19 protein-coding genes and 1 pseudogene are annotated in these 18,292 nt (G+C 37.2%); 12 read left to right on the forward strand and 8 right to left on the reverse strand.

What is annotated here, in order from left to right; all coding sequences use genetic code 11:
• Positions 1 to 84 precede the first annotated feature (84 nt).
• Positions 85 to 1,356, forward strand: coding sequence for an SMODS domain-containing nucleotidyltransferase (locus ACQ29O_RS08530; protein WP_000102012.1), 1,272 nt, complete (start codon positions 85 to 87; stop codon positions 1,354 to 1,356).
• 64 nt (positions 1,357 to 1,420) lie between these two features.
• Positions 1,421 to 1,969 carry an SLATT domain-containing protein gene (locus ACQ29O_RS08535; protein ID WP_000369761.1) on the forward strand — a complete coding sequence of 183 codons (549 nt, stop codon included), beginning with the start codon at positions 1,421 to 1,423 and terminating at the stop codon, positions 1,967 to 1,969.
• A 91-nt stretch (positions 1,970 to 2,060) separates the two neighbouring features.
• Here ACQ29O_RS08535 and ACQ29O_RS08540 read toward each other — a convergent pair.
• The 5 genes and pseudogenes from ACQ29O_RS08540 to ACQ29O_RS08560 all read right to left on the reverse strand — a co-directional run.
• Positions 2,061 to 2,337, reverse strand: a pseudogene (locus ACQ29O_RS08540) (IS481 family transposase); the annotation flags it as partial.
• A 47-nt stretch (positions 2,338 to 2,384) separates the two neighbouring features.
• Complete coding sequence (locus ACQ29O_RS08545; RefSeq protein ID WP_001287371.1) at positions 2,385 to 2,789, reverse strand: H-NS family nucleoid-associated regulatory protein; 405 nt, start codon at positions 2,787 to 2,789, stop codon at positions 2,385 to 2,387.
• A 160-nt stretch (positions 2,790 to 2,949) separates the two neighbouring features.
• A complete protein-coding gene (locus ACQ29O_RS08550) occupies positions 2,950 to 3,429 on the reverse strand; it encodes a DUF4756 family protein (protein ID WP_001233371.1) in 480 nt (159 codons plus the stop codon).
• 85 nt (positions 3,430 to 3,514) lie between these two features.
• On the reverse strand, positions 3,515 to 4,306 hold the full coding sequence (locus tag ACQ29O_RS08555) for a hypothetical protein (RefSeq protein WP_253336026.1): 792 nt from the start codon (positions 4,304 to 4,306) through the stop codon (positions 3,515 to 3,517).
• Positions 4,307 to 4,336: 30 nt separating this feature from the next.
• Positions 4,337 to 5,071, reverse strand: a complete 735-nt coding sequence (locus tag ACQ29O_RS08560) for a replication/maintenance protein RepL (protein WP_001095779.1) — start codon at positions 5,069 to 5,071, stop codon at positions 4,337 to 4,339.
• Between the two features lie 1,313 nt (positions 5,072 to 6,384).
• Between ACQ29O_RS08560 and ACQ29O_RS08565 the strand changes: the two genes are divergently transcribed.
• The 4 genes from ACQ29O_RS08565 (at position 6,385) to ACQ29O_RS08580 (ending at position 9,805) form a co-directional block, all read left to right on the forward strand.
• A complete protein-coding gene (locus ACQ29O_RS08565; RefSeq protein ID WP_001059614.1) occupies positions 6,385 to 6,654 on the forward strand; it encodes a hypothetical protein in 270 nt (89 codons plus the stop codon).
• Between the two features lie 84 nt (positions 6,655 to 6,738).
• Entirely contained in the window at positions 6,739 to 7,125 is a 387-nt protein-coding gene (locus tag ACQ29O_RS08570; RefSeq protein ID WP_001226498.1) for a hypothetical protein, read from the forward strand.
• Between the two features lie 55 nt (positions 7,126 to 7,180).
• Positions 7,181 to 8,143, forward strand: coding sequence for a hypothetical protein (locus ACQ29O_RS08575; RefSeq protein WP_020936928.1), 963 nt, complete (start codon positions 7,181 to 7,183; stop codon positions 8,141 to 8,143).
• A 51-nt stretch (positions 8,144 to 8,194) separates the two neighbouring features.
• Positions 8,195 to 9,805 (forward strand): class I SAM-dependent methyltransferase, encoded by a 1,611-nt coding sequence (locus ACQ29O_RS08580; RefSeq protein WP_000276239.1) that lies wholly within the window; start codon positions 8,195 to 8,197, stop codon positions 9,803 to 9,805.
• A gap of 77 nt (positions 9,806 to 9,882) precedes the next feature.
• Here ACQ29O_RS08580 and ACQ29O_RS08585 read toward each other — a convergent pair whose 3' ends face one another.
• Both ACQ29O_RS08585 and ACQ29O_RS08590 read right to left on the reverse strand, forming a co-directional pair.
• On the reverse strand, positions 9,883 to 10,260 hold the full coding sequence (locus ACQ29O_RS08585; RefSeq protein WP_000734570.1) for a hypothetical protein: 378 nt from the start codon (positions 10,258 to 10,260) through the stop codon (positions 9,883 to 9,885).
• 62 nt (positions 10,261 to 10,322) lie between these two features.
• On the reverse strand, positions 10,323 to 10,766 hold the full coding sequence (locus ACQ29O_RS08590; protein ID WP_253336028.1) for a DUF4755 domain-containing protein: 444 nt from the start codon (positions 10,764 to 10,766) through the stop codon (positions 10,323 to 10,325).
• A 434-nt stretch (positions 10,767 to 11,200) separates the two neighbouring features.
• On the opposite strand from ACQ29O_RS08590, the gene ACQ29O_RS08595 reads away from it, so the two are divergent.
• From ACQ29O_RS08595 to ACQ29O_RS08605, 3 genes are all read left to right on the forward strand, one after another.
• Positions 11,201 to 11,731 (forward strand): lipoprotein, encoded by a 531-nt coding sequence (locus tag ACQ29O_RS08595; RefSeq protein ID WP_000722542.1) that lies wholly within the window; start codon positions 11,201 to 11,203, stop codon positions 11,729 to 11,731.
• Positions 11,732 to 11,741: 10 nt separating this feature from the next.
• The gene (locus ACQ29O_RS08600) at positions 11,742 to 12,005 is read left to right on the forward strand and encodes a hypothetical protein (RefSeq protein ID WP_000430094.1); all 264 of its coding nucleotides are present in this window, start codon (positions 11,742 to 11,744) and stop codon (positions 12,003 to 12,005) included.
• A 185-nt stretch (positions 12,006 to 12,190) separates the two neighbouring features.
• Complete coding sequence (locus ACQ29O_RS08605) at positions 12,191 to 13,081, forward strand: DUF2971 domain-containing protein (RefSeq protein ID WP_000972946.1); 891 nt, start codon at positions 12,191 to 12,193, stop codon at positions 13,079 to 13,081.
• Between the two features lie 23 nt (positions 13,082 to 13,104).
• Here the strand turns inward: ACQ29O_RS08605 and mobQ are convergent, their stop codons facing one another.
• Positions 13,105 to 14,625: a MobQ family relaxase gene (mobQ, locus tag ACQ29O_RS08610; protein ID WP_254486125.1), complete on the reverse strand. Its 1,521-nt coding sequence runs from the start codon at positions 14,623 to 14,625 to the stop codon at positions 13,105 to 13,107.
• 636 nt (positions 14,626 to 15,261) lie between these two features.
• Here mobQ and ACQ29O_RS08615 point away from each other — a divergent pair.
• The 3 genes from ACQ29O_RS08615 (at position 15,262) to ACQ29O_RS08625 (ending at position 18,291) form a co-directional block, all read left to right on the forward strand.
• Positions 15,262 to 15,567: a conjugal transfer protein TraD gene (locus ACQ29O_RS08615; protein ID WP_000368357.1), complete on the forward strand. Its 306-nt coding sequence runs from the start codon at positions 15,262 to 15,264 to the stop codon at positions 15,565 to 15,567.
• A 408-nt stretch (positions 15,568 to 15,975) separates the two neighbouring features.
• Positions 15,976 to 16,437: a type 4 pilus major pilin gene (locus tag ACQ29O_RS08620; RefSeq protein ID WP_000243509.1), complete on the forward strand. Its 462-nt coding sequence runs from the start codon at positions 15,976 to 15,978 to the stop codon at positions 16,435 to 16,437.
• A 15-nt stretch (positions 16,438 to 16,452) separates the two neighbouring features.
• Positions 16,453 to 18,291, forward strand: coding sequence for a tail fiber protein (locus ACQ29O_RS08625; RefSeq protein ID WP_001127943.1), 1,839 nt, complete (start codon positions 16,453 to 16,455; stop codon positions 18,289 to 18,291).
• The last annotated feature ends 1 nt before the right edge of the window (position 18,292 follow it).

The following is an 18,292-nucleotide window of genomic DNA, read 5'->3' on the forward strand; positions in this document are numbered from 1 at the left end:
TTTTAATAGAAAATTAGCGTATTACACATTGATAATCTCTTTTATGGAAGCATATGTAATTGATGACCTTAACAAGGAAATTACATGAGCACCGCAACTGACTTTAAGACACTCCTCGACAATATAAAAATAGATAATGCAGGCCAGATTAGTAAAAGGTATGGTCGTATAACTAAGGCTTTGAACCGATACTTTTATAACTTAGATTCTAAGACAGCCAATTCACTACAGGTTGGTTCCTATGGGCGCTTCACAGGGATTCGAGGGATCTCTGATCTTGATATGCTTTACTTTCTACCTGCAACTGCATGGCCAAGATTCCGAGATCGACAATCGTATTTATTACAGGTTGTGAAAACAGAAATCAAGAAAACTTTCAAAAATACAGATATTCGCGGTGATGGGCAAGTTGTTGTTGTTAAATTTAAGAATCAAGAGGTTGAGGTAGTTCCTGTATTCAGTAATGAAGATGGCACTTTTACATACCCGGATACACATGATGGTGGATCGTGGAAGGTATGTAACCCTAGGGCCGAAATGTCGTCTTTTAGGGCACTGAATGATGATAGGAAGGGACATCTGAGACGTCTATCTAAAATGATTCGAGCATGGAAAGCTCGTCATGAAGTTGAGATAAGTGGATTCTTAATTGATACACTGTGTTATAATTTTTTCTCTAATCTAACTGAATATGATGATAAGAGTTTCAAAAGTTATGATCAACTTTCGCTTGATTTTTTCACTTTCTTAGAGAATGAAGGTGACCGAGTATTTTATTATGCTCCCGGTAGTCGCTCAAAAGTGAGCGTAAAAAAATCATTTAATAAAGTAGCAAAATTAACAAAAGAATATTGTGAAGAAGCTTTATCTTCTACAAGTGAAAACTCAAGAAACTTAGCTTGGAAAAAAGTTTTTGGCAGGCCTTTTCCAAATTATACGACAAAAGCACTCAGTAATGTCAATGTATCTGAACAGTTTATTGAAGATCAATATGAGATGAATTTATATGGTCATGTTTCGATAGAATGTGAGATTAGAAAGAATAATTTACTGGAAGCTCTTCTTTCAAATCTTCTTGGCGGAGGGCATGATATTAGCACGAATCGCAAGTTAAGATTCTATGTTGATGAGATAAATAATATATCTCACCCATATAAGATTAAATGGAAAATAAAAAATGTAGGTGATGAAGCTGAGCGCCGAGGAAATGTTAGAGGTGAAATTTTAGACGATGAAGGCGGTTCTGAGCGTTTCGAGACCGCAGATTTCTCAGGACCTCATTTTGTTGAATGTTATGTTATTTATGGTAATCAAGTTGTAGCAAGAGATAGAATCGACGTACCTATACATAATTAGTCCCACTTTATGTTAGGTTAGTGTTAAACTAACATTAACCTAACATATGATAATGGTGAGTCGGATGGATAATAATATATTAGAAGGGCAATTAAGAGAATGCTATGGAAGGGTCGTTTACACACATAAAACTCACGAGAAATGTGCAGATATCCTTCAAAAAAAACTAGGCTGCATGAAAAATTTACAGTTAGTTCTTTTAGCAATAACTACCGGTAGTTTTATAACTACAGTGGTGGGAGATGCTAAAACAGGTGCTATAATTGGGTCAGTACTTTCCGCTATCCTCCTATTTTTAAACTCATATTTAAAGGATTATGATTTAGGCTCTATAGCTCAAAAACACAGACAAGCTGCTGGGGATATGTGGTTAATCAGGGAAAGATATTTATCTCTTCTCACAGACTTGAAAATGCAAACTAAAAGTATCGAGGAAATTCTTAAAGAAAGAGACGCCTTGATGATTGAACTTTCTGCAATTTATATCGGAGCACCATCCACGAATTACAAGGCATATTCAATGGCTCAAAAGGCACTGAAGGAACTTGAGGATATGACTTTCTCTGATGAGGAAATTGATAAATTTCTTCCCACTGAATTGAAACGGAAATGAATTTATTTATTCATAGATTAGATAATTCGCATTGGCTCAAATCAGATCTGACAGTTATCAGTTATTTATACAGATATCTGTCAGATTCTATTTAGCTTAAATTCTTTTTAGCCCGAATGCGTTTTCCATCAGGTAATATTTTCATTGGTGTCCGGCCACAGCCCATTTTCCCCTGATGAATTTATTCATTATTATAGTTAACCAGCAATTCATCAAGATCTGTTTGTAATAATCCAAGAGAGCCTTCTCTTCCTTTGGCAGTCTCTATCTTCAGTACTGGCAGTGTCCTGAGACTAATAAAATGGCAATACACCACTTTTCAGTAAATCGGCCGCCGTAATCAACGTTTTGATTACGTAGAGCTTACAGCGAACGAAAGTAAAACCGCCAAATTAGATTGACGGTTTTATTGTGATCAGAGTGCGAAGTCTTCCAGTTTTTTACCTGCTTCGATAGCAGCAGCGATCGCTTTAGGAGTGCGACCCTGACCTGTCCAAGTCTGCTCGTTGCCGTTTTCATCTGTATATTTGTATTTGGCAGGGCGTGGAGCGCGGGTCGATTTGGTTTTAGGTTGGGATGAGCCAACAGCAGCAAGGAGTTCTGCCGGGTCAATACCATCTTCTAACAGTTTCTGACGGAAAGCTTCCAGCTTAGCCTGACGTTCTTCTTGTTCCTTACGGACGGCACTTTCTTCCTCACGACGATCTTCAACGACAGCGGAGAGTTTTTCCAGCATCTCTTCCAGAGTTGCCAGATCTGTTTCACGAGCATGTGCGCGAAGTGTACGAATATTGTTCAGTGCCTTGAGAGCTTCACTCATAGTATGTTGTCCGGTGTTTTAAAATAGGTGATTAATAAGGTTAATGTATATAATGCTGTTGAACAGTCAAAAAATACCAACCAGTAAATAATATAGTAAATATTATTGATTAAGCAATCTTAAAACATCCTATTTAACACGGATAACATAGGGCATTTCTTTAAAGAGACATTTTCCTGCGCTTCTGGCTTGATGGGTCGAACTCTGACGAGATGTGAGAGAGTTGATTCAGGCTTTGTTCTATGGAACGCTTGAACTCAACAGCGGCTTCTGTACGCTGTTTTATGACTAAGGCAATTATTTCTTCATCGCTTTTTTCTGAAAGTGCTTTACGGTATAACACGCGTTCGTTAAATAAATCGAGATTACCAGTTGATCTCGCTGATGTGTTAGCTTTTGAACTGCTAATAGGATTTAACTCGTCAATAAAGTATTCAATAAGAGATTCTCTCTTCTTTTCAAGTCTGCGAAGCTCAGTATGTGCAGACTTAAATTTTTGAGACTTAACCAATGGAATGTCATCAGAGCGTAGCCTACGATATTCATTCCTGTATTCATCTATCGAAATATGATTTTTTAGTTCTTTGACTGTATTTACGTATTCGATTAAATCACTGTTGTCTGTTTTTACTTTTCTCATAAACAATACCTCGGAAATAAAATAGTGGATATATTTATATTACGAGATATGGTTCAGGTGTCAAATTGGCATAGGCATAAAAACATTACTTGGTTTTATACCGTTCAAAAATAAGCTCGCCTGTATCTGTATAAATTTCTATTTTTCCTACTTTCCCATCAGTGCCTTTTATCGAGAAACGAATTAATCTTTCATTATGATATTTGTCTAACAGGTCTGGTCGTTCAGTAAAATATCTTGATTTTGTGGAGCGATCTTTCAGATAGTCGCAGCTTGAACAAACCTGCTTTTTGAAATCCTTCTCAGATAAATCACTTTCTTTTATTTTTGAAGAAATAAAAGCCTTTAAAGGTCGTTCATACTCCTCTCTTTCTTTAGCTTTGTGTATTTGTTCTTCTTTCTTGCGCTGTTCTTCAATACGGTAAAGTCTGCCTTGTTCTTCCTGCGCGCGTATTATATCCACTTCAATTATTTTACTAATGATTGAGGCAGGAACAACACTGATACCTTTAGACCACCCACGATAAGGATTATTGTTTTGTATGTTTCGGACTGTAGCAGATATTCTGTTTATATCCAGATCTTTATCAAAGGAAACAATACGTTGTCCGTTTTCTTTTGATATGAGTTTAGCCGTGTTCACAGGGGATTCAAGACCCTTTAATTTGAATGTGGCTACGGCACTGTTGCGACTTCTGTAATATAATGCTTTTTTCTTATCTCCAATATAGCATTCAAGATAAGAGAAAATCTTAAACTCCTGAATGCCAAATGTTTCCTCAAGCATGGTCATCTGCTCAGCTAATATATTTAGTATATCACTCTTGGATAGTTTTTCGTGGAGCTTAATCTCAAGAGAACCGGGTAGTTTTTTCATTGTTATTTCCTTGTTGTTGTTGTTATTTTATCAGGATACTTTCTGCATATGAGAGTCTGCGTCAACAGCGTTTCTTCTTGCTTCCTCATTTTCCTTTGTTCTTTTATATACTTTTCGTGGTTTATCAACATGTATGCTGTTATTGGGATTAGGAACAGCGTTATTCTTTTTCTTCTTACTGAAAACAAATGCGTCAGTATAGATTTCTTTTGTTTCAGTTTCTAAGAATAGGGTTCTTCTTTCACTTTTTGACATAGCTGAATAACTTTCTGGATACTGTTCTATTTCTGCGCAAAGATTGCGAGCGTTGCTCAACTGTTCTTTACGTTTCTGATCCAGTTGATGACTCATTCCTTTAGCGAAAATGTTAGAGTTGATATAGAGATGACCATGATGCTCGACGAGTATTCCTTTCTGTCTGAGTTTTTTAAAAATGTTAGACATATTACCGGAAGCGATATTCAATGCTTTGCACAGCGATGATTGTGAAAGATTGATCAGATTTCCAAACTCCATATACTCCAAGATATAGGTTAATACACGGAATTCATTCTTGGATATATCAAGATCAGAGAAAACACGAAAGTTGGAAGTAAAAGCAAATACATAAGGTTGTGAAAACGAAATAGCTTTATCTTCCTCAGAAGAAATAACTGTTGTTGATTTTATTTCTTTGTTTTGTAGTAAGCGTCTTGCGATATCAATCTTTTGCTCGGTAGTTAATGATTCAAATAAGTGTAATAGATCAGCATCTGGTGTATTCATATTATTCCCTCTTATTATTTTTGTTATATCTGTTTTAATACTATGCAAAAAAGTGAAAGTCAATAGTAGAACTATAAATAAAATAGAAAGTATATTTTTATGACAATGTTATATGTTAAAAAAACTATGTTCGAACATAGATCTTGCTATGTTCGAACATAGGAAAAAAGTTGTGAAGCCGCGATTTTACTGGTCCGGGACTATGCTTATAATTAAATAATTAGTAAGAAGTTAAGAGAGTCCAGTTTTACTTTTGCGTTATGTTTTAGTGGTTTTACAGAGGGTATTGTATTCCTTAATAACTGCTATCAGCGAAGTGATTGTTTCGAACAATCACGAACCGCTGCTTTTATTGTGAGAGCTTAATTAAGATTTCTTTTGTTTTATTAGCGTCTACGTCGCGATCTTTTTTTGGATAAATCCATCATTAACAGGGGCAAGCCCTGTCCAGCAAAGTGATTGTTGCCAACAATCACGAAGTGCTGCTACCAAGGATATAGTTTTCCTATGTGTTTAAGAGCAAATGCTATATGTCAGAGGGAAGATGGTATATTCAAGCATAAGATCTGAGTTCTAACTCGGTGGAGGGAATGATCTTTATACTGATCGCTTTATTTTCCATTGATAAAATATTAATAACTTATAAGTGAACAAGAAAAATAGTTTTATACCAGTATCAGGGGCGTAGCCGTGCGCCAGCACAATGGATGTATTTTCAAAAAATAATAATTGAATGTATCAGGTAAAAATAAATATCAATAAGCATAAGTAAGAGTGTTCTATAAACTGTTAATAAACCGCACAGGAAGCTTGGTAAGACCTTGGGAACAGAAATATAACACATATAACCATCTTCACACTTAAAGCTCTTATAACTGATTACAGGCACTAATTTTATATGGAAAAAATTATTAATTGAAAAAACATCTTTAACAGGGGCAAGCCCTGTCCAGCAAAGTGATTGTTGGCAACAATCACGAAGTGCTGCTACTAAAGATATAGTTTTCCTATACATTTAAGAGCAAATGCTATATGTCAGAGGGGGAATGCTATGTTTAAACATAGGATCCGAATTAAAATTTAAAAGGAAAATAGAACTGACTATGATCGAATACATTCGCTTATTACTTCATAGTAGTAAAATACAAAATGTCAGTTTTAGGGCGTAGCCGTGCGTAAGCACAGAGATAAAGATCTTTTCAAAAAGAAGTTTAATAATCAGTAGTAAAATCATAAATTAAATAAAAATATATTTGATTTTTACGCTTACGATAGAGTATTAAACAGTAATAAAATAATAAAAGGAAAATACAATGAACAATATCAAAATGATCACACTCTTCCATCCACATGACAAAACACCATTTATGATCTGTATTGTAAGCAAAGTAGAAGATACAGAACACGGATTGAAATTAACCCTTGAAAACGGCAACAACATTTGTGTCAATAATTATAGTCATTATCTTTTATCAGATTCTGTAAGTCGTTGTGATAAAGACAGGTTGAAAAATATTTATATTCGCTTGGTTTCAGAACTCACACAGATGAGTGAAGAAACTATAAAATCACAGATGTTATAAAATATTTATCAAAATATCATAAATATTTTTGATATTACGACTGGTTGCATGGTATTAAATAAAAATAATAACAGGAAAAATGTCATGCGGAAAATAAAAACAAAGATCTATATACCTACAACTTTAACAGGAAACATGGGTAGACACTATATCCCTGTTTTAGAGGATTTAAGAAAAACAATATACAGCGACAGAATATTATCAAGGCTTGCAGATAGCGGCAATATTGTTATCCACAGTTCAGTTGGGTATCCGGTTGCTAAATATAAAAACACGGGGATTAGCATAGGCATAGAACCATTAAATCCAATGATAAGACAAGATCTAACTCTTGGATATATCGTGGTAATCAGAAACGGAAAAGCATCACAGGAAGTTAATGGTTTACTTAACAGGTCATTGCCAAAAGCGATAAGCACTTTTAAGGACCATATTAATGAATATGAAGCAGCAAAAAGTAAAATGCTATAACAACCTATGATCTGGTAAAATATTTAATCTGATAACTACAGGAGGAGGATGAGCGATGGAAGGTCAGTTAATTTTTTGTTCCGATTCAATACTACGGTTTCAGTCCGATTACGATGAAACCGCTGCCGTTCCATTGCTATCCATCCAGAACATCATAGCCGATACCGATCCGTTCTTTCTTCTCCGTTTCTTCCACCATACCGTTCTGATTGAAGAAGGAACAACGCTGGCAAGTATCTTTCTGGCAATAGAACCGTGGAAGGCTTTGTTAGCGGCTTATCTGGACAGAGATGTTGGTGCTTATATAGATGAGGTAAGAAAACCGTCCGGGCCAACGACATGGGATATTGAATGGATTGGGATTGATCGCCGTAGCATGGTTTACCGCGCTTATAAACGTCAGGAGATGCAGGATGGAGAGGATTTTTCTGACTATTTAAACCGGGAACGCGTTCTGACAGATGAATTTGAGATTGAAAGTGGCTGTGAGGCTTCTGGCCTCATTAAAGGTGATAAAGAACGATGGAGCATCAGTGGTGATGTTCACGAGATAAAGAATCTGCCTGTAATCCTCTATAGCAAACAGACATTGATGACTTCACCGAAAGACGGTTTGTTGAAGAAAAACATATCGGGTGTGAAGAGTTCGAAGCACAGTTGCTTCATTTATGGCGATACCTCGTTTTCTTTCAGTGAGGTTATGGAAGCCATCTTCATTAGCGGGCTGTTCTTCTATGCACCAAAAGACGCCGCCAGCAGTCTTGATGAGCTGAAAGCGAGTCTGGCTGAACTGGAAGAAGAACGCGCTGAAAATCCAAATGCGGAGTCGACTGGCAATGAAACAGATGAAGAACCTACCATCGTTGTAGCCGAAGGTGCATTTGATTCGCTCGCTGCTCACATGGAGTCTGAAAAAGCGGAGTGGCAATCCATTAAGAAGTTATGCCAGCAAGAAGGTGGGCTGCCCATACGCATTGGCAACATTAAAATGTCTGAGTCTATTCAGATTATACCTTAGTTGATATTTTTACTAAAATGTGAATGCTAAATCATAGAGTGGAATTTAATAATGTATAAAGAAGAAAATAAAAATATAGCTCGTAAAAGTGTTTTAAAAGCTGCGATTGAGGCGCTTACTTTGTGTAGAAAAGACTCGACTTTAGCTCCTAAAGACTATATTCGAAAAGTTAAAGCGTTTTATAGGAAAGACGAGAGTGATCTACGTGCGTTTATTGTTGATGAGTTATCGGAGGAAACAATAATTCGGTGGGAGGAATTCTATGATTCAGTGATTCAGGATAGGACTGCACGTAGTATTAAAGTCGCATATTTATCTGGGCCTAACCCTGAAAATGATTTAACTGAAATGACTGATATGGGGCTTTTGCCAGAAAATATTTGGGCATTTGAAAGTGATGCTAAAATATATAATGAGGCTGTAATTTCAGCACTTTCTTCAAAATTTCCGTTTATAAAATTAATTAAAGCTAATGTTGGGGATTTTTTTGAGGTGTCACCGCAGAAATTTGATCTTATATATCTTGATTTCTGTGGGCCATTGCCGAGTAAGAAAGCTGGTCAGAAAACATTAAAGGCAATAACATCAATATTAAAATATCATGCGCTTTCACCTCTTGGTGTTATGATAACAAATGTAAGTCTACCGTCAAAAGAACAAAACGCGAATGAACATAAAAATATCGTAAATTTAGTTGCGAGTTATCTCTATCCAAAATCAACACTGGAGAGTAATAATCCTGAATGGAACTGTACTGATGGTGCAATTTCTGAAGGTTATAGCCTTGATGAGTGGCATAAAAAAGTTGAATGTGAAATTGAAGATTTCTATGGGCAGTATATAACGAGATTATTAGTTGATCTGATTTCGGTGATCTCTCCATATGATAATTTCACCTCATCGCATTCTTTATATAAAAATATGTTTAAAATTTCTAATTACAACGATCTAACTAAAAGCGTAAATGATTTATTTCATTTTGATAGTAATGGGAATGGTGGGGATATTATAGTTGATTCAGGGCTATTTCCAATCCTTTGGACAATTGCATCAATAGATAAAAAATACAATAATAAAGATAAGAATTACTATCAAGATATTTATTGCGATGATGATTTTAACGATTATGCTCAGTCTTTTTTATCGCAAATGAGTGCTAATGGTAATGCTCATGATTTAATAAAAAACATTTCTAATATGCACTTTCTATTAAATGAAGGGCGTACAGAGAATAATTTCTATAGTGATTCTCTGCGAAATCTCAATAAAATAAATTGGTATCAAAAAGTTTATCCATTTTGTGATCTTTTTTTGTTTCATCAAATTAAAGAGGTTTTATTCAGACAGTTATCCGTACCTTATCATGTAAATATGGAAAAAACACTGAGATGGAAATACAAAGCAAAAGACACCAATATGTATATGGATATGTTGGTGCTTGATGAATGTCGTTACCTATACGATTGGATGCCTTCACTTGATATGTTTTATAGTGGGATGATGGATATTGAGAGGCAATTTAGTTTTAGGTTTATTCTTGATGCTGTAGCTAAGCATCGAATGGTTTATAATAATGAATTCTTTTATGGGACTGCATCTGTTAGTAAATTCGAAACTGATTATGTTGAAAAAGTATTGAGTGTTAGAAAGAATATAATCTAATCATATAGAGTAAGATCACTTCCTTGGGAAATGATCTTACTCATGAAGTTAGTTTTCATAAAAATAAAATGAAACCACTAATCAATCATACCTCGTGTAACTTTACTGGCTGTCTGACTAAAATTATAACGTTCCACAACATCACCTTTAAACCAGATATCCAGTGATTTAATGTGTGCCGTGCTGCTATTGGTCAATAGAGCAAGGCCGGGTATGTAGTTAGATAATTGGCTTTCTCCCGTCATACTTGAGTAGTTCCACATCTCCTGTCCATCATTCGTAGCGCGTGTCTGAGGTTCTCCAAAGGCAGCAAGAATTTCTAGTTGGGTAGTTTTACCCTTGACGATTTTTAATTTAACCGTCTGATGATTTTCATCAGTTAGAGATTTATTACCATGAACGGTACAGCCACCAAGCGGAAGTATGATAAAAATAGCAAATAATAATTTTTTCATTTTTGTTCTATAAATAGATGAAAGGTAACAGGTTAGAAAACATACTTTTTAAATACCAGCATTCACCGCTCGCAAAGTTCGTGATTTGAGGTGCTTTTATTTTTCAGGGGAACATTAACTTTCCACATGGGATTTTTAATATCATCGGTTAAAATATTTAGACCAGACCGTTTATTAGCTGAAAGTTGTTCTCTCCAGTTAGCAATAGCCGCATTATTCATACCTCGTAATGTTCCATTGCCGTAAAACTTACCACCCTCTGAAAGCGTATAATTTATTTCCCGGATTTCATCAAAAGTATATGTGCTGTCTTTATCTTTATTGAAAATACGGACAGTATGTTTTTGAGTATCAATAACAATACCTGTCTGCTGGCATTCATACGAAAGAATGTCGCCGTCCAGAACTTCCGTAAAGCTGTTGTAGTGCTTTTTCTTCTGTATATCTGCTGCGGTCATGATAATGACGAAGAGCACCACTAAAAATACGATACCTGTTGCTTCCACTCTTACTTCCTCCATGTAAATGAGTTAAAGAGACTGAACCCGCTCACAGAGCTTTGCTTCGTTTTATACGTCCTACAGCACCAAACTCATGGCGTCGGTCTCGGCGTTGCAAGGCTATCAGAACTTGAAATTATGATCGATATAAAAGATCGATAATTAGTTATCGATAGATTATAACGATTGAAAGTGTGATATCGATCGGTTATTAATTGTTATTATCGATCGAATATCTATTCATGATAGTTGAAAACTATCATAAGATTGTTTTTGATCGTTTTAAACGATATGACGAGACGCTAAAAGAATTGAATCCTATCAATTGGTTAAGCGGTGGTTTTGCCATGTGATATCAGCCGGATCCCGCAACAACTCTAGCCCTGACCGGATTAGGTCAAAAAATATACGCAATTTTGATTATCAGGATGGATAAGCAGATGAAGAAGATTTTACTCGTTGCTGGCGCGGCTCTGGCGCTGGCGGGGTGTGGTGAGAAAGGTGAGTTTGAGAAAGCGATCAATGCCAAGATTGGGCAGGACAAATACTGCTTCTCGCTGGATAACAATAACACCAGCTTCCCGATCCGTCTTGCCAAGCCACGGCTTGATTCGACTGGCACAGGGACGAATTCAGTGATCCTCGACGGTTTTATTGAGCAGGGCCTGATGGTTTTTGAACAGGGCTATGACTCGAACGTATTAGGGATAACAGAGGAAGGCAAAAAAGCCAAAGTCTGGAGCACAACAGACGGTGCCTGTGTTGGTCGTCGTGCTGTTGACGAGATTAAGGAATGGACTGAGCCGGGAAACGGTAATCAGAAAGTGGTTCGTGTGTCTTATACGTGGAAGCTGGTTGACGTTCCGAACTGGATTGACAAAAAGGCATTCGCCAGTGTTAAAGGAATGAATGAACCTGCTGATGGTGCAATGAATCTCTTTAAGACCAGCAATGGCTGGAAAGCCAATTAAGGAAACCAATATGGAAAACAATACCATCAAATGCCCGTTCTGTTTCAAAGAGAGCCAGCGTGGGGTTCACGTTTGCACAGGTTGCTTAGCGACTGTGTTATGTGGCACTTATCCCGGCTGGTATGCTGCTGTTGTTTTGTTGTTGACTTTTGGTTTATCGACGTTGATCGGTATGGCAGGAGCTACTATCAGCCTTCCGATAATTGCTATCGTAGGGTTTGTTGCTGGCAAAGTTATTTTTGCTGATAATGTAGTGTTTAGGCGAAGAATGTAATTAAGCATAAAACAAAAACCATATTCTTGATTTATAGGAGTATGGTTTATATCTATATAAGAGGATTGGATAGAGTGCCCTTAATCGACCTTGAGCTGAGACCTTAATAAATCAGGTTCGCATCTTACCTGACAAATTGCTCCCTGATATTAGAAACAGATGTGCTGGTAATGAAATTGTGTGGTATGATGATTTTAGAAATTGTCTCTTATAAAAGGACTTTGAATAAGATGAATACAATCTATCATTATTGCAGCCCTGAATCTTTCTTCAGTATTATTCAGAATCAGCGATTATGGCTAAGCTCTATGGATCATATGAACGATTACATGGAGAAAAAGTGGTTTTACTCTACACTTAAAAAATATTTATATAAAAACTTAGATGCTAACTGCGTTGACCAGTTTATAGCACATTTGGATGACAATATATCTATTGGAACACCATTTGCTTGTTGTCTATCTAAATCTGGGGATATTTTAAGTCAATGGCGTGCGTATGCAAAAGATGGCTTTGGTGTATCCATCGGATTCGACAGAGAAAAGCTCGATGTCTATGATGGGATTATAGGTAATAACCTTGATCCTAAACACCGACTAACTCTTAGCGATATATCTTATATGGATATTAACGTAATTGAATGCTTAGCTGAAAGGATATTATCAAGATATTCATTCATAAAAAAATACTATATGAATGAAATTATATCGACATCAAAATTTAACCGCTACGACAAATGCATCCTTGAATTAATTTCCAATATTATTCACTTAAATACCACGACTAAAAACCCAGCATTTAAGGAGGAAAAAGAAGTACGATTAGTTTATCAAACTCTTGATACAGGAAGATATGAATACCCAGAATCATCATCAATTAAAGATCTGAAATATAGAATATCCAATAATCAAATTATATCATATTACGAATTAGGTTTCCCAAAAGATGCCGTTTCAGAATTGATATTAGGTCCAAACAATAAATTTAAAGAAAGCGATATTGTTAACTTTTTGCAGTATAATGGTTTTGAACACAGCATAAAAATATTGAAATCAAAGGCCAGTTATGGAGCTTAAATAAAAATGTATTTTCTATTTTGCTATTCATTATAATTATTATTACGATATGCCAGTGGTCTCAACTTTGAAACATGGGACTTTCCTGAATACTCTGAGGGGCTTGATGGTATGAGATCTATGTATTTATCAATCTCTGTTTGTACATCTTTCGGACGACTTGGAAAACGAACGGTTTTGTCATGGTCTGATTCATTGCCATAGATGCTTGCTTCTGGTGATGTCTGGTCATTGTTAAATTTAGCGCGTTTTTCAAACTCCGAGCGTGGAACATTGATACCCAGCACTTCATCATAGACATAGTTCTCTGCGATACGCTTATCATGGTCAGCATCAGTGGTATCGGGTTTCCTTCTGGCCCATATAAATTTCTCTCTTATATATCCTACTATCAGTAGCGTGAAACGTTTAAACAAACCATTCTGGCGGGGCTTGGTCTGTTTCCTACTCCTCATCGGAGCGCGGTTCTTCGCTCTGGTGTTTTGAATAGATGGGGTTTTCAATTTAGTGGATGCAGTTGGTTCAGGAACAATCAGAACGGGAGATTTCTTCCCTGATACATTTACTTTACTGACCTTATTGGGATTACGGTAAGATTTTGTTGCTGGTCTTCTGCTTGTGGCGTGTGTCGTCATAACAGGTTGCTGTTTAGTTGTAGCCGGGAAGTCAGGGATAACGATTTCTTCGGGTTCAGCAAGATGTGTAATCGTAAAGCTTCTGACATCAACCACGATCTCCAGTGGTAGCTCACTGAATGTGTTGTAGACCTTCTTCGCTTCCTCTATTTGCTGATCACGTAAAGCTTGTTCTGTAGCTCGCTGTTCCTGTGACTCGGTGTTATTCCACTTGGCACGATGAACTCGTTGCATTGCTGGACGGTTTGTTTCGGTTGCTTTGGCAAGCCAGAAGGCTTTTTCTTCAGCGCTGAATGCTTCTTCTGCTTGGGCAAGGGCATCAGCACATTGAGTTCTGAGAGAACGGTGATCGATACGTTCTTCACGGCCTGCGGTCTCAAGGTAGCTGTTTGACATCGTGGCCCACGACTCACGCCACTGAACAACCATCTTCTTATCATTCCAGCTTCTGTCTTTTTTGCCGAAGCCTTCTGGACCAATGGTTTTCAGGGTTAACATGACGTGAGCATGTGGGTTTTTACTGTCCAGATCATGAAATGCGATATCAGCAATCATCCCCTTATCGACAAAGTTTTTCTGGCAGTATTCGGCAACTAATTTTTTCTTGTCATCATTGCTGAGTTCTACGGGGATAGCGACATCAAAATAACGCGCTGTTTGTCCGTTGTTCTGGCGTTCCACTCTTTCAACTTCATTCCACAATGCTGAGGAGCTTTCAACAATATGAGCAGGTGCGGAAACAGGTGCCAATATAATATGACCATATAGATCTGTTCTGTGGCTGAAATCGTATGTTTCACCGATGCGATCATCTGTAATACGTGTACGGATATGGTAGGCAGCCTTCGCAACGGAAGTCATGCCTTCGCTTCGTTTCACAATTTTAAAATCCAGATGAAAAATCGCCATTAATAAATTAACCTCAAATATAAATGCTGCCGTTAGTTTTACGTAAGAAAAACTTCGGGGTTGACGTTGGTTTTGCTTTTAGCCTGCGGCAGGCAACCGTCGGTAGACCCCACACACTGCGTAGCAGTGTATAGGTGGGCATTGTCTTTAAAAAATAAGCCAATGTAAAAACTCCCCCTTAGTTAATTAATACGAAATATACTGATAGTTGTAAAATGATGCGTTAAATTAAACGACACGAACTGGATTAAAGGTGTAGGTTTCACGTCCGAAGGGAAAAAATAAAGAAAAGGCCCGTAATGGCAAAAGAAGTATTAATTGTTCCCGCCGAAAGGCGGGATAGCTAAAATTGAAGAAAAAAGCTAATAAAACGGAGAGTGTTATGTGTTGCACAATTCACAGGTTGAGGTTGAAAAATAGAGTTTAAAGCTGATAGGTGAAAATAAAATAACAAAAGTACAAAAATAAGTAACGCGGAGAGTGCCAGATGTTTTGTGTTAGTGATTACTATCGCATGTATTGCACTATTTTATTTATGGATGCTCCAGAACTATTCCTTCTGACAAAACGGTGTAAATTTGACGTTATTTACCTTTGTGATAATTAAATACGTATAAACAATAAGAGGTAATAATCATGGATAATGAAACTAAAAGATCAAGAACAGAAAAAACATTAAAACAAAAGGTGGCATTTGCTCAACTTGAACTTAACCGTTTAAAGTCAATGGAGAAATCAGAACAAAAGAAAGTTGAAACAAGGCTTAAGATTATTCTTGGGGCAGAAGTAGCCAAGGCTATGAATTGTGGTATCGAACAGGTGGATAAGGAACTTGTTATGGGGATTTTACTTTCAGCATCTGAGTTGAATGATATTGAAAGAGTCAAATATATAAAAGCAGGGAGATGGTTTCTTGCTCAAATGGATGGCAGACAAAAATAAAAAATATTAAATAAATTTCATGACAGGGGTTGATATCTAATTAATATCTGTTATCTATATAAAAGAACAGAGCGCAGGATAATACTTTATTAATACATATTTTTTTCCTTTTCAATCAATCATGCGTTCTGTTCGACCAGTAATCTGTTAATTTTTATCTTTATGTAGTAAACGTCATTATTACTTTTTCATCGGATATGATTATATATCTCATGGGAAGGTGATAATGACAAACGCTGTGATAATAAATGTTGTATTTAAATCTCCCAAAAGTCAAAGAGCGATCTTTGCCTTTTTCAATTCATCCGTCTATCAGATAGAGTTAAATATATCTTACGCCATCTATTGCCAGAAATGAGAGAAGCGTTATAACAGGAGATATCATTAAAATAAATAAAGGAGATAATAATGGTTTTATTAAATAGTAAAAGAAAAAGCAAAAAAGGTTTCTCATTACTCGAATTATTACTTGTTCTGGGGATTATTGCCGCATTAGTAGTAGCGGCTTTTATTGTGTATCCCAAGGTTCAGGCTTCACAAAGAGCGCAAGCGGAAAGTAATAATATTGCCACCATACAGGCAGGTGTCAAAGCACTCTATACATCAGCATCCAGCTTTACTGGGCTAACGAATACCGTAGCTGTTCAGGCAAAAATCTTCCCTGATAATATGTTAAGTGGAACAGGCAATGCAGCTAAACCAATTAACGCATTCAAAGGGAACGTGACGCTGGCTGCGGCAGGCAATTTTTACACTGCTAAAGTGGGTTCTAAAGTAGTAAAAGCTGCAGATGGTACCCTTGATGTAGCAGCTACCGCCGCAGCATGTAATAACGCTACAAGTAATACATTAGTATTCACGTCTATTTAATTAAAGGGGCACTTTATGCCCCTTTTTGGATCATATTTTCAGATGGGAGATATAATTATGATAAAGAAAAGAGGATTTACTCTATTAGAGATCACCATCGTTTTAGGTATAGGTTCTCTTATTGGTTTTATGAAGTTTCAGGACATGAGGAAAGAACAGGAAGCAGTAATGGCACAGGCGGTAGGCTTTCAAATGAAACAGGTTGGCGAAGCAGTTAACCGTTATATTAGCATTCGCTATAATAAGCTTTCCACACTGTCATCTTCACGCAGTCAAAGTAGCGATCCGGGACCAAGAACCTGTACGGCTAATGGCTGTGAAATCACTTACCAGACGCTGGTGAATGAAAGTCTCTTGCCCTCTACATATGCGGGAGTTAATGCCCAAAAGTCTTCTTATAAAATCCTGTTAAAACGATCAGGCGTATCACCAAACTATGTTATCAATGGTTTGATTGCTACGACGATACCTTGGGTCGAAGGTGGAAAAACGCGATACGACCTGTTAGGAAAATCGATGCAATCAGCAGGTATTGATAGCGGTATGACGAAATCGCCTGCTCAGGCATCAGGATATAATGGAGTGTGGACAGAAAAGTCTACTGATTACCCGGCAATTAATAAAGCAGGATTACTGGTTTACCGTGTGGGCTATGATAGTTCTATGTATTCTGTTTACTTGCGTCGCGATGGAACATTGCCTATGACTGGAAATCTCAATATGGGCACTAACGATATTAATAATGCCAAGAACATTACCGCATCGGGAACGGGGATCTTTGGTGGGGATGTTTCTTCCGCAGGGAGAATAATCGCAGCACAAGAAATAATAGCGCATAATGGTTATGGTGATGCCATACATTTTGGCGGCGATGCTGTTAATAACGACTATGAAATAACCATGTCTAAGGATAAGACCTTATCTATTCATATGGCAAGCAATCGAACAGATCTCACTACGCTGAAAATTAGTGGAGGGCTGTCTACGATTGGTAATGGAACGATTAGTGGAACATTAGATACAGGTAAAAGTATCACATCCGGTGGACAATTTAATGGTCATAACGGTGGTGGTGATAGTTTCAGTATTGGTGGTGGAGATGCTAACGATTATGAGTTCAGATTAGATACTGTTAAGCCGCTAACCATCTGGCGAAATGGTGGCACCAGTACTGAAACAAGGCTTCAGGTTTTTGGGAAACAAACCAACCAAGGTGATTTTGCTATTACTCCGGGGACAGGAAGCACTGGTAGTATTGCAGCATCTGGAAATATTCAGGGACATACTCTACAACCTACATCGACGAATACAACTGGTGGGACATGTCCAAGTATAGGCCTGATATCTAAAGACAACATGGGAAATATATTATCCTGCGTTAATGGAAAATGGTCTGTTGTCAGTAACCTGCCAGTTGGTTCACCTGTTCCTTGGCCTTCAAATACAGCGCCTGTAGGTTGGTTAATATGCAGGGGACAATCTTTTAATACTGCCCTATATCCTCAGTTAGCAAAAGCCTATCCAAGAGGAAGACTTCCTGATTTAAGAGGAGTATTTATTCGAGGGCTGGATTCGGGAAGAGGACTTGACTCAGGAAGAGTTATTAATTCTTATCAGGATGATCAGATTCAAAATATTACAGGTCATATGGCGGCTGATGTATCACAGAGTGGAAACATCGGTAAATATGTGAGTGGCGCTTTCGCGGATAGTGGTGCGTTAGGTGAAGGTGATGAAGGTCATAAAAGCAATGAAGTAAGGAAATATACGTTTGATGCTTCGAGAGTCGTTCGGGCAGGTAATGAAACAAGACCTAAGAATGTTGCCATGAATTATATCGTTCAGGCACAATGAC

The sequence above is a fragment of the Salmonella sp. GDC200615 genome (assembly GCF_050574145.1).
GTDB classification, from domain to species: Bacteria; Pseudomonadota; Gammaproteobacteria; order Enterobacterales; family Enterobacteriaceae; genus Salmonella; species Salmonella enterica.